The 12,352-nt window shown below is 60.2% G+C and carries 10 protein-coding genes; 6 read left to right on the top strand and 4 right to left on the bottom strand.

Annotated elements, in window-relative coordinates:
* Positions 1-3: 3 nt before the first annotated feature.
* From malQ to ACZRMH_RS19575, 3 genes are all read right to left on the bottom strand, one after another.
* A complete protein-coding gene (gene malQ / locus ACZRMH_RS19585) occupies positions 4-2,085 on the bottom strand; it encodes a 4-alpha-glucanotransferase (RefSeq protein ID WP_464014838.1) in 2,082 nt (693 codons plus the stop codon).
* Between the two features lie 61 nt (positions 2,086-2,146).
* The gene (gene glgA / locus ACZRMH_RS19580; RefSeq protein WP_464014837.1) at positions 2,147-3,718 is read right to left on the bottom strand and encodes a glycogen synthase GlgA; all 1,572 of its coding nucleotides are present in this window, start codon (positions 3,716-3,718) and stop codon (positions 2,147-2,149) included.
* Positions 3,719-4,153: 435 nt separating this feature from the next.
* Positions 4,154-4,600 (bottom strand): DUF411 domain-containing protein, encoded by a 447-nt coding sequence (locus tag ACZRMH_RS19575; protein WP_464014836.1) that lies wholly within the window; start codon positions 4,598-4,600, stop codon positions 4,154-4,156.
* A 157-nt stretch (positions 4,601-4,757) separates the two neighbouring features.
* Here ACZRMH_RS19575 and ACZRMH_RS19570 point away from each other — a divergent pair, with 157 nt between their 5' ends.
* Positions 4,758-5,537 carry an AraC family transcriptional regulator gene (locus ACZRMH_RS19570; protein WP_464014835.1) on the top strand — a complete coding sequence of 260 codons (780 nt, stop codon included), beginning with the start codon at positions 4,758-4,760 and terminating at the stop codon, positions 5,535-5,537.
* Between the two features lie 89 nt (positions 5,538-5,626).
* Positions 5,627-6,586, top strand: coding sequence for a quinone oxidoreductase family protein (locus ACZRMH_RS19565; RefSeq protein WP_464014834.1), 960 nt, complete (start codon positions 5,627-5,629; stop codon positions 6,584-6,586).
* Between the two features lie 118 nt (positions 6,587-6,704).
* Here ACZRMH_RS19565 and ACZRMH_RS19560 read toward each other — a convergent pair whose 3' ends face one another.
* Complete coding sequence (locus ACZRMH_RS19560; protein WP_464014833.1) at positions 6,705-7,235, bottom strand: DUF4946 domain-containing protein; 531 nt, start codon at positions 7,233-7,235, stop codon at positions 6,705-6,707.
* Positions 7,236-7,463: 228 nt separating this feature from the next.
* Between ACZRMH_RS19560 and ACZRMH_RS19555 the strand changes: the two genes are divergently transcribed.
* From ACZRMH_RS19555 to ACZRMH_RS19540, 4 genes are all read left to right on the top strand, one after another.
* Positions 7,464-8,741 carry a serine/threonine transporter gene (locus tag ACZRMH_RS19555; protein ID WP_464014832.1) on the top strand — a complete coding sequence of 426 codons (1,278 nt, stop codon included), beginning with the start codon at positions 7,464-7,466 and terminating at the stop codon, positions 8,739-8,741.
* Between the two features lie 151 nt (positions 8,742-8,892).
* Complete coding sequence (locus tag ACZRMH_RS19550; RefSeq protein WP_464014831.1) at positions 8,893-9,417, top strand: sigma-70 family RNA polymerase sigma factor; 525 nt, start codon at positions 8,893-8,895, stop codon at positions 9,415-9,417.
* Between the two features lie 11 nt (positions 9,418-9,428).
* Entirely contained in the window at positions 9,429-10,397 is a 969-nt protein-coding gene (locus ACZRMH_RS19545; protein WP_464014830.1) for a FecR domain-containing protein, read from the top strand.
* Between the two features lie 108 nt (positions 10,398-10,505).
* The coding region (locus tag ACZRMH_RS19540; RefSeq protein ID WP_464014829.1) for a TonB-dependent receptor domain-containing protein at positions 10,506-12,352 on the top strand (1,847 nt) is incomplete at its 3' end.

The following is a 12,352-nucleotide window of genomic DNA, read 5'->3' as shown; positions in this document are numbered from 1 at the left end:
GATTCAGCGGTCTCGTTCGTGGGCTTGCTGGCGGGCGCAGGCCAGCAGTTCGAAGCGTTGCGTTGCATCGATTGCGTCCAGCAACGTGCTGCAATCGCCCGGCAGTCGTCGGCACCAGTTGGGGTGGCCGCTGACGGTACCAGGCAAATTGGCTTGCTCCTCAAGCCCCAGAGCATCCTCGATCGGCAGCAGCACCAATGGCGCACGGGTGTGCCCCAGAAAGCGGATACTGGCGTCCAGCGTCGGGGCGTTGCCCTGGGCTTCTTCCTGAAAATTCTGCGGGTCCAGGCGCAAGGCCCGGTCCAGCCCTTCACATTCGCGCTGACGCTCCTCGCGCCAGCGTTGCGCGGCAACCGGGTCGATCAGATTGAGGCGCTCGTTCCAGTCGATATCGCGCCCGTGCAGCCAGCCAGTAAGGGTCGGCAGGTCGTGGGTGCTGGTGGTGGCCAGCGCATAATCAGGCCAGTCCAAAATGGGTTTGAAGCGGGCGCCATAGTCCTGCTCGAACAGCAGCACGCGGATGCCCAGGATCGCCCGCTCGCTGAGTTTTTCGCGCAGGCCTTCCGGCACTGTGCCGAGGTCTTCACCCAGGACAATGGCCTGATGGCGCACGGACTCGAGGCAGACCAGGCGCAGCAGGTCATCGATGGGGTAGTACAGATAGGCGCCTTCGTCGGGCGACGCGCCGAGGGGGATCACCCACAAGCGCTGCAAGCCCAGCACATGGTCGATGCGCAAGCCGCCGGCGTGGGCAAAGTTGGCGCGCAACATTTCAATAAAGGCGCGAAAGCCGCTGCGTTTGAGGCCTTCTGGTGAGAATGCGGAAATCCCCCAACCCTGGCCTGCGCGGTTGAGCTGATCGGGCGGGGCGCCTACGGTCAGTTGCGCCAGCAGTTCGTCCTGGCGGCACCAGGCCTGGCTGCCCGCACCATCGGCGCCCACCGCCAGATCGGCAACCAGGCCGATGGCCATGCCGCTGGCGCGGGCGGTGGCCTGGGCGCGGTCCAGGCAGCTGGCGATCAGCCATTGGCAAAAGGCGTAATAGCCGATGACCTGTTGATGCTCCTCGGCAAACTGCAGCAGCGCCGGGCTGTCCGGGTTGCGCCATTGCTCGGGCCAGTCACGCCAGTCGAGGCTGTGTTGCTCGGCCACACAGGCTTCTTGCAGGGCTTCAAAGCGGCAGTGGTTTTCCAGGGCTTCGCCCCCCCGCTGACGAAAACTCTGGAAGTCGGCATCCAGGGGGTGCTCTTCCCGGGTAAAGTCCTTGTACAACTGGCGCAGCAGTGCCTGCTTGGCCTGGGTGGCGGCGGGCCAGTCGATCAGGGGCAGTTGCTCCAGGCGCTGCAGTTCGTCCTGCAGGCCCGTGGCATCAATGGCCCTGTTCAGCGCTTCCTCGCCGAGGATGGTGGCGGGTGCGGCATACAGGCTGTTGAGGAATAAACGGCTGGACGGTGAATACGGGCTGTAGTGCCTGGGCGCGCTGCTGAACATGGCGTGCAAAGGGCTGATCGCCAGAGCATCGGCACCGCGCTCACCGACCGCTTGCAGCAGGGTTTGCAGTGCCCGGGTATCACCAAAGCCGCCATCGCCGTGGCGCCGCAGCGAGTACAACTGCACGCTCAGTCCCCAGGCCCGTGGTGCCGATTGATGCAGGGCATCGCCAATGCTGAAACACTTGGTCGGGGCCACGGCCAGGGTGAATTGCTGGTCGTCCAGATGCACCCGGTGATAGCCAATGGGGATCATGCCCGGCAGCATGGCGTCGGCATCCAGCTGGATCGACAGCGAAGCACCGTTCTCCAGATGCACGACACACTGGCTGTGGGGCTGGAAATAACGCGACAGGTCCAGGGACTTGCCCACGTCTGCCGTCAGCAAGGGTGGCAGACGTTTGTTCTGTTGCTCCAGTTGCAGGTTGAGCAGGCTGGTTTCGATAGCCTCAGCGCTGTCGGCAGGCAAGCCCAGCCCCGCCAGAATGGCTTCCAGCACCGCAGGCGTGACGCGTTGCGGCTGGCCGTTGGCATCAATCCAGTCAACGGCCAACCCGGCTCGGCCGGCGAGTACTTCTAGTTGCGCTTCACTCATTGGCGGTTCCCTTGATGGCGATAAATGATCGAACGTCAGGCAGATCCGCAGTTGGCAGGGTTCATGGCTTCACCGCGCGAAGCAATGACCTGGCAACCAGTTGCTCATACAGCTCGGCATAGGGTTCTACGGCCTTGCACCAGTTGAATGGAGCGGCCATTGCGCGGCAGCGCATGGCATTGAACAGTTTGGGGTAGCTGAACACCTTGAAGGCGCGCTGGAGTGCTTCTTCATAGCTGGCCACGGTGGATTCGTCGAACAGAAACCCGGTCACGCCATTCTCGATGGTGTCAGCCAGGCCGCCGGTGTTGCGCGCTACCGGCAACGAGCCGAAGCGTTGTGCATACATCTGGCTCAAACCGCAGGGCTCGTAGCGCGAGGGCATCAGCAAAAAGTCGCTGCCGGCGAACATGCGCCGCGCATCGGTTTCATTGAAACCGATGCGCACACCGATCTGACCCGGGAAGCGCAAGGCAAGTTCACGCATGGCTTGCTCTTCTTCGGGCTCGCCGCGACCGATGATGCAAATCTGCCCGCCCGACGCGACGATAAAGGCCGCCACCGCCTCGGTCAGATCCAGGCCCTTTTGGTAAACCAGGCGCGATACCACGGCAAACAATGGCCCTTTGGACGGCTTGAGGCCGAACAGGTTGCGCACATGCGCGGTGTTGACGGCGCGGGCATCCCAGTCACCGATGCCGAAAGGCGCCACCAAATGCGGGTCGGTGGTGGCTTCCCAGCTTTCATCGATGCCATTGGGGATGCCGCTAAGCAGCCCTTGCTGGGTTTTACTGGCCAAAAAGCCATCAAGCCCGCAGCCAAAGGCCGGGGTGGTGATTTCGGCGGCGTAGGTGGCGCTGACCGTGGTGATATGGCTGGCGTACGCCATGCCGGCCTTGAGAAACGACAGCTTGCCGTAGAACTCCATGCCGTCCTGTTGCAGGGCATGGTGCGGAATGCCCAGCTCGGGGCAGCAGGCGCGGCTGAATACGCCCTGGTAGGCCAGGTTATGGATGGTAAACAGCGTTGGCGTACGTTGACCGCGCCAGTGCATATAGGCGGGGGCCAGTCCGGCAGGCCAGTCGTGGGCGTGGACCAGGTCGGGCTGCCAGTGGATTTGCGCCAGGTTGGCGGCAATATCCGCCGCGGCCAGGCCCAGGCGGGCGAAGCGGATATGGTTGTCGGGCCAGTCACGGCCATTATTGGCGCCGTAGGGGGTGCCCTCACGCTCATAAAGTTCGGGGCATATCAGCACATAGATGACCAGCCCGTCCTTCAAGTCCATGCGACCGATCTTGCAGGCGGGCAGGGCAGCATGGCCGCCGAGTTCACCGATGATATGGATCGGGTTGTCGCTATTGAGCACTTGCGGGTAGCCGGGGATCAGTACCCGTACATCATGCAGGTGGCGCATGGCCCGTGGCAGTGCGGCCGACACATCCCCCAGGCCGCCGGTTTTTACCAGGTCGGCCAGCTCGGAGGTGACGAACAGCACCTTCTTTTTATTGGGATTGGCATTGATCACCGCCAGCGCGGGCCTCCCTGCAGGGGCCAGATCTGATAGCGAAATCAGCTCTTTCGCAACTTGTGGGGCCAGACGTTGTTCTTGATGTGGCGCAGCAGCACTGATCATGAATCTCTCCCGTTGTATTTATTGATCCCCTAACGGCCACCCGGCCGGTACGTCCCCACTTGCTGATCGGCCATGTCATCCCTGGCGTAAATGCTCAAAAGATGAAAAAGGCACTGCAAGGAATGCACCAATAGCGGCGACCTTGTCTGAAATCGACCTATCACGGGCGCAGAAGATTCGTTTATTCAAATACGACGATTACACGCCGTAGACGCGACAGCGTTGAGTGTAGGAGAGATAGTTCAAGGTGCTAGTTGGGAATAGGTAAATTTGTAGGACGAAAGCTTATTTGTTGTAAGAAATTATCTAACACATGATCTGTGTCAGGGGTATTTCAATGTTGGCATCGACTCCGGGCTATACCGGCTTTAATGCGCCACAGGCCTTCAGGAAATGGGGTGAGTGCACCATTGCGGTGCGCTCACCAGCCAAAAATCAGGTGCCGGGATATTCGGCAATCACTTGGTCTTTACCGTCGTTGCCCAGTCCGATCACCTGATAGGCATCTTTGCGGTCGCCCATTTCCATCCCCGGAGAGCCCATTGGCATACCTGGCACGGCGATGCCTTTAAGGTCGTTTCGTTGGGTCAGGGCCACCACTTGCTCGGCCGGCACATGGCCTTCAACAAATTTGCCGTTGATCACCCCGGTATGGCACGAAGCCAGGCGCGGCTGGACGCCGAGGCGCTGTTTCACGCTGCTCATATCGTCTTCTACATGGTCATTGACCTTGAAGCCATTGGTTTCAAGGTGGGAAATCCAGGCTTTGCAGCAGCCACAGTTGGCATCGCGGTGCACATCAATGGTCAGTTGTTCAGCCGCTTGAGCCATGGAGGTCAGCAGCAGTGCCGAAAGTGCGACCAGGCGCAATGGAGTTTTCATCGTGATCCTCTGTACAAAAAAAGCGTCAGCCTGAACCACAGTGACTGTCAGGCAACTGATGGGAAAATGACAAATCTGTCAGGTTGGGGCGCTTTGAGTGGAATCAAGGCACTATAGCTTCTGTCCTGACCGCTTACTTTTCTGATGTGTACCGCATATGGCTCTTGCCACTCCACCCGATTTTTCTGATACCGCCGTAAGGGTTCAACCTCTGGCGCGTACCTATCCTCGAGGCCTGTATATCGAGCCGCATCAGCATGAGTGGGGCCAGTTGTTATACGCAAGCAGCGGCGTGATGTGGGTCGATACCCCGGACGAAGCCCTGGCCGTGCCGCCGCAACGGGCAGTGTGGTTGCCGCCGCAGGTGCCCCACGGGATCCGCGTGGTGTCGGATTTGCAGATGCGTAATATCTACTTGCCACCCAAGCTGGCCAGCACCCTGGACAACCGGGTGCAGGTGATTGAAGTCGGTCGCTTGCTCAGGGAGCTGATTATCAGACTGGTGGAGCAGGCCGACGGGCAAGCAGCCTACACCGAGGCGCTGCTCAATCTGACCCTGCTGGAGTTGCAGCGGGCCCGCCGAACCCAGCTCAAGGTGCCGATGCCCGATACCCCGGACCGGCGCCTGCTCAACCTGTGCCAGTCGGTGATGGCCAGTCCGTCGCTGGATATCGCCTTTGAGCAGCATGCCGAGAACGCCGGAGCCAGTGTGCGTACCCTGGCACGGCTGTTTCAGGGTGAGTTGGGCATGGGCTTTGCCCAGTGGCGGCGGCAGGTGCAACTGGCAACTGCTGCAGCCGAGTTGATCCAGGGCGCGTCGGTCAGCCAGATCTCCCGCTCGCTGGGTTATTCGCCCAGCAGTTTCAGCGATATGTTCCGACGCGAGTTGGGTGTGAGTCCTTCTTTGTATGCGTCAGGTCAGGTCGCGGAAATCTGAAGTTGGCCGACAGGCAGAAGGCATTGGCAGAAATCCCGCACTTGTCGGCCATAGACTGGGGCATCTCTAAAGTGTCCAGAGGGCCGCACATGAAAGCACTGCAATTTTCCCAAACCGGTGATCTGGCTGCACTCAGCCTGGTTGAGCTGCCGTTACCGACCCCCGGTGCCGATGAAGTGCTGGTGCAGGTCAGGGCTGCTGGCTTGAACCCCAGCGATGTGAAAAATGTTCTCGGCCGTTTTCCCTACACCACCTTGCCCCGTATCCCCGGTCGAGATTTTGCCGGGGTGATTGTGGATGGCCCACAGGAACTGGTGGGGCAGGAAGTGTGGGGGACGGGCAAGGAACTGGGGTTCTATCGGGACGGTTCCCACGCGGGCTATCTGGCCTTGCCGATTGACGGCGTTGCGCTAAAGCCCAAGTCACTGAGCTTTGAACAGGCGGCCAGCCTCGGCGTGCCATTCACCACGGCGTGGGATGCCCTGCAGCGCAGTGGTGTAGGCGCGGATACCCGTTTACTGGTGATCGGTGCCAATGGAGCGGTAGGCACGGCGGCTATTGCATTGGCGAAAGTGCTTGGCGCGCGGGTGCTGGCGGCGGTGCGTCGTATCGAGCAGGCGCAGGTTCTGTTGGCGCAGGGCATTGAGGTGCTGGTGCTGGAGAACCCTCAAGAGTTGGCATCACAGGTGAATGGGGTATTTGCGGGCGGCGCTGAAGTGATTTTCGACACTACTGGCCACTGGCTGCCCGCGGCAGTTCCGGCGTTGCGTACTTTTGGCCGAATCGCCTTTATTGCTGCGCCGCAGGACGGCCATGTGCATTTGCCTGCGCTGGCCCTGTACCGCAAGGGCGGGTCACTGGTGGGGGTCAACTCGCTGCTTTATAGCTGCGGCGAATGTGCGCAGATGCTTGATCAGTTTGGCCAGTACTTTGATCAAGGCTTGCTGCCTGCACCGAGCGGTTTTCAGGAAGCGGCCCTGGCGGACGGTCTGGCCAGCTATGCACAAGTCAATCAAGGTGCGTGCGCCAAAGTGGTGCTGATCCCCTGAGCGACTCCGAACCTGTGGGAGCGGGCTTGCTCGCGATGCAGGCGGCTCGGTAAATCAGGCGGATCGCGGTGATGCCATCGCCAGCAAGCCCGCTCCCACAGAGGGTAGGGTTGTCCGGTTACTGCCCCAGTCGCAGGCTGGCGCGAATCCCGTTGACCTCAGCCTCGTTGGCTTTGTAGCCATCAGCCGGGCCTGCGTAGGAAAGGGCGTAAGCGCTGTTGCCCTGGGTAGCGGCCACCAGCGTCTGGGTGATCACGTGGTTGCCGTTCTGGGTGATCTTGCACGTGGTCTGCAGCGCGTCCAGCCCGCCCAGGGTGCTGCTGTGGATCTTGTTGCAGGCGCTCTGGTAACCGCCTTTGGCGAAATTCTGCTGCAGGGTTTTGCGCATTTGCAGCAACACCGCTTCCATATTGACCTTGTGCTCGGGCGCCAGGCTCGACTGGGTCAGCTCCATGACCATCTGCGGATCACCATTGGCATCGTTCTTCACCGCCCGCTGGCGCACGCTGCTGTCGTCCGGGGCAGGGGGCACGGCCTGAACTTCCCAGCCGCCGGGCCAGGTAATCATCAGTCCCTCGGCGTTGGCCACAGGTAACGCAGCAAGCAGGCATAAGCCGACAAAAGCGGGAAAACGGCGAGCAAAGTGCATGGATATCGGGCCTTTTGGGCGAGGTTTGGACGGTAAGATTGTATCAGCAGGTGTCGAAGTCTTGCTTTGGAGCGTGACATCATTTTCGACCATTGCTCAGCTAAACCTTTGCTTCTTATGTCTAATCCCGGACAATCGCGCCCCTCTTATGGCCGGGGCGATGTCAGCAAGGTGTTTCTTGTCCGCTCCGGCTGCGTGGTAACGACCGGCTAGCGGAGATTCGACCGGATGAATGACCAGGCTAACAGCGTCGACGAACGCTTCGACGAGACACCCGCGACCCTCAGTCGCTGGAACCGTCATGACACCACCTGGATGTTGGGCCTGTTTGGCACAGCGATTGGCGCAGGTACTTTGTTTTTGCCGATCAACGCAGGGCTTGGCGGCTTTTGGCCGCTATTGATTCTAGCGCTGCTCGCGTTTCCGATGACCTTTTACGCCCACCGAGGCCTGACCCGCTTTGTCCTCTCCGGTCGTGAAGGCTCAGATATCACTGACGTGGTTGAAGAACATTTCGGTCTGCGCGCCGGTGCTGTCATCACGCTGCTGTACTTCCTGGCCATCTTCCCGATCTTGTTGATCTACAGCGTAGCGCTGACCAACACGGTCGGCAGCTTTATGCTTAACCAGCTGCATATCACCCCGCCACCTCGGGCCATCCTGTCGCTGGTGCTGATCCTGGGCTTGCTGATCGTGGTGCGTTGCGGCGAACAGGTGATCGTCAAGGCCATGAGCATGATGGTCTACCCGTTTATCGTCGCCTTGCTGTTTTTGGCGGTGTTTCTGATCCCGCACTGGAACGGCGGCATCCTCAGCACCGCGACCACGCTGCCTGCGCCTTCTGCCTTGCTGCACACCCTGTGGCTGGCGATTCCGGTGATGGTGTTCTCCTTTAACCATTCACCGATCATCTCGGCGTTCGCCGTGGATCAAAAGCGTCGTTACGGCAACAATGCCGATGAGCGCAGCTCGCAGATCCTCTCCCGCGCCCACCTGTTGATGGTGGTCATGGTGCTGTTCTTCGTGTTCAGTTGCGTGCTCACGTTGTCCCCTGAGCAACTGGCCGAAGCCAAGGCGCAGAACCTGTCGATCCTGTCCTACCTGGCCAACCACTTCAGCAACCCGACCATTGCCTTTGCCGCGCCGCTGATTGCATTTGTGGCCATCGCCAAATCCTTCCTGGGCCATTACATCGGCGCCAGCGAAGGCCTTAAAGGTCTGGTACTGAAAACCGGCAAGCGCCCCGGCGCAAAAGCCCTCGATCGTATGACGGGCGCATTTATGCTGGTGGTGTGCTGGGCCGTGGCCACGCTGAATCCGAGCATTCTGGGCATGATCGAAACCATGGGTGGCCCGGTGATTGCCGCCATCCTGTTCCTGATGCCGATGTACGCGATCCGCCGGGTTCCGGCCATGCGCCAGTATTCGGGGCAGATCTCCAACGTGTTCGTCACGGTGGTAGGCCTGATCGCGATTTCCTCGCTGGTGTACTCGCTGATCCCTTGATGCATGCCCCTGTCGCCGCCGTTCTGTGCGGCGACACTGCGCTGATTGACCCGCCCAAGCCGGCCGAGGCTTGAGTCTGGGCAGTACTGCGAATATGATTGCGACCCATTCCTATTCGCAGTGTGCGTGAGCGCACGTCCCGAGGGTTCCCGTGTCGCCATCCCCGCCGAACTCTGCATTGCTGCATACCGACGTACACAGCCTTTACAGCGATCATCACGGTTGGCTGGTGAACTGGCTGCGCAGGCGCCTGCGCGATACCGACAATGCAGCGGACCTGGCCCAGGACACCTTCGTGTATGTATTGGGCAAGCCGGAGCAGGTGGCGTATTTGCGCGAACCACGGGCCTGGCTGAGCAGCATTGCCAAAGGCTTGTTGATTGATCGCTTTCGTCGCCAGAAGGTGGAGCAGGCGTACCTTCTGGCCATTGCGCATTTGCCCGAACAGGATATGCCCGCCCCCGAGGAGCGATTGATTCTCCTCGAAACCCTGACCCGAATTGATGCGCTGCTCGATGGCCTTAAACCCAATGTGCGGACTGCCTTTTTGCTCTCACGCCTTGAGGGGCTTGGTTATCAGGCTATTGCCGAGCGGCTGGGGGTAAGTGTGAGCTCGGTGGAAAAGTACATGGCCACGGCCATTCGCCATTGTTTTCTGGCGCGTCACGCCTTGTGAGCGGGGGCTCAATGCAGGCTGAGTTTGCTCCTCAGGTACTGGATCAGGCGATTGACTGGCTGGTCAAAACCCAATCCGGAGCGGCTGAGCCGCAGGTATTTGCTGCCTGCGAGCAATGGCGCGCCGCTGATCCCGCTCACGAAGCGGCGTGGCAAGCCTTGCAAATGACCGAGACTACGCTGCGCCAGGCCTCGGTGCTGCCCGCTCGCGTGGCGCTGGACACCCTGGCCGGCAGTGCTCGCCTGCGTTCCCGGCGTCAGGCCCTCAAGGTACTGGGTTTGGGCATGCTCGGCGCGGGGGCGGGCGCTCTGGCGTTGCAGCAACAGCCGTGGCGCAGTTTTGCTGCCGACTATGTGACCCGGGTGGGCGAACGGCGCGCCTTCAACCTGCTTGATGGCACACGCTTGCAGCTCAATACCGACAGTGCTGCTGATGTGCTGTTCACCGGGCAACAGCGGCTGGTTGTGTTGCGCGATGGCGAGATATTTATTCGCACGGGGCAGGACTCGGCTGCGACAAGCGGGCGTCGGCCTTTTTGGGTGCATACCCGTGAAGCACGTTTGCAGGCTATTGGTACCGCGTTCGATGTTCGTCAGGAGTCGGGGCGTACCCGGTTGATGGTCGAGGAGGGCGTCGTTGCAATTCACCTGCCCCAAGGTCGCCCGGTGCGGGTGCAGGCGGGTAGTGAATATCTGATCGACGCCGGTTCTGCGCAACCGCAGTCTGCATCCACTTTTATTGCCAATGGTTGGGCCAGTGGCGTGCTGATGGCCCGGCAGATGCGTTTGCAAGACTTGGCGCAAGAGCTGTCGCGCTATCGTCACGGCTGGCTGCAGTGTGATCCGGCAGTCAGTGAGCTGCGGGTTTCCGGCGTGTTTCAACTCGACCGCATTGATCATGCGCTGGAGGGCCTGAGCCAGTCGCTGCCGGTGCGAATCCAGCGCAGAACAGGGTTATGGACACGGATTGTGGCGGCTTAGATCCTTTGTTGGTTGCAAATACGAATAATTATCAAATTTCTTTGCGGGTTTTCGGCTGCCCTTCGACAAATAGGCATAAGACTTATTTAGTGCAGGAGCCCCCCGCCAATGTCCCGTGTTTTTCGCAATCCGTTATTGCCTTCTCGCAGCCGCCTGGCCATCGCCTTACACACCGCCTTGCTAAGTGGCGCAATACTGGCCGCGGCGCAACCCTTGTCCCTGGTCAGCGCGGCAGCCGTTAGTGCCCAGCGCAGCTTCGACGTGCCTGCCAGCTCGCTGGAAGAGTCATTGAATCGCTTTGCCCAGCAGGCCAATATCTCCCTGCCTTACAACCCGGACCTGGTGAAAAACAAGCAGGCATCAGCACTCAAGGGCCGGTTTGACGTCGCCCAGGGCTTGCAACAACTGCTCAAGGGCAGCGGCTTGACGGCCACGGAAGGCGCCAGCGGGGTCTGGACCCTCTATCTGCTGACCTCCAGTGCTGGCGACGGGCAATTGCAATTGCAGGCCACCAGTGTCACGGGGCTGGCACTGGGCGGCACCACAGAGGGCAGCCATTCCTACACCACGGGTGAAACCAGTACGGCGACCAAACTGCCTCTTTCCCTGCGCGAAACGCCGCAATCGGTCACCGTCATAACCCGTCAGCAGATGACCGACCAGGGTCTGGGTAGCATCGCCCAGGTGTTGGGGCAAACTCCCGGCATCACCGTGGTGCATGACGACAGTGAGCGCTACAACTTCTACTCGCGGGGTTTCACCCTCGACAATTTTCAGTACGACGGCGTCCCGACCTCGGACTTCACCACCAACACCAACGGCTTGGGCATGCGTGACATGGCCATTTACGATCGGGTTGAAGTGGTCCGCGGTGCAACCGGCCTGATGAGCGGTGTGGGTAGCCCCTCGGGTGCGGTAAATCTGGTGCGCAAGCGCCCGACCAAAGAGTTTCAGGGCTATGTGTCGGGCAGTGGCGGGTCATGGGACCGCTACCGCAGCGAACTGGATTTGTCCGGCCCGCTGACTGAAAACGGCGCTCTGCGCGGCCGTGTCGTCGCCGCCCGTGAAGATGGCCGTTCCTTTATCGATAGCTACTCCTCGACCAAGGACGTGTTCTACGGTATCGGCGAAGCAGATCTGAGCGACGACACTACCGCTTATGCCGGTATCGATTATCAGCGGATCAATTCCAACGGTTCCAGCTTTGGTCAGTTGCCGCTGTATTACAGCGATGGCAGCCGCACCCACTTTAAGCGCTCGATGAATCCTGCCGCCAAATGGGCCTATGCCGACAGTGAAAGCACCAAATACTTCGCCGGGGTAGAGCAGCGTTTTGACAACGACTGGCTGCTCAAGGTTGAGGCCAGCCACTGGAAGGGCAATACCGAACAGTTGCAGGGCAACCTGGTGGGCTGGGGCCCGTTCCCGGACAAGGCCACCGGTGAAGCACAGTTTATGAGCGGGAGCAAAATCTTCGAGATCAACACCGATACGCTGGACGCTTATGCCACCGGGCCGTTTGAATTGTTGGGGCGCAGCCATGAACTGGTGGTGGGGGTAAACGTCAGTGACCGGCGCACTGATTATCTGGCCATGAATGCTGACGACCTGACCGTCAACTACGAGCACTGGAACAATGACGCACCGCGCCCCACGGACCTGAGCCAGGGCTTGAAGCAGAAGTACAAGACCAAGGAATCAGCGGCCTACGCGGCATTACGCCTTAAACCGACCGATGATCTGTCGGTAATCGTAGGAACCCGGGTAGTGGACTACGACCGTAAAGGCACAATGACCTATAACGCTGCGCAAACGGTCCCAACCACGGATAACAGCAAAAAAACCGGGAAAATGATTGGGCGGCCGCGAAAACTGAGTGCAACACCTGACCTTTCCGGTACGGTGCTGCCCCTATGTCCTATTCCGAACTCAGCGTTGAAGAGCGCGCGATCATT

This window comes from Pseudomonas sp. B414 (assembly GCF_055408445.1).
This window is presented reverse-complemented; position numbering and strand designations above follow the sequence as displayed.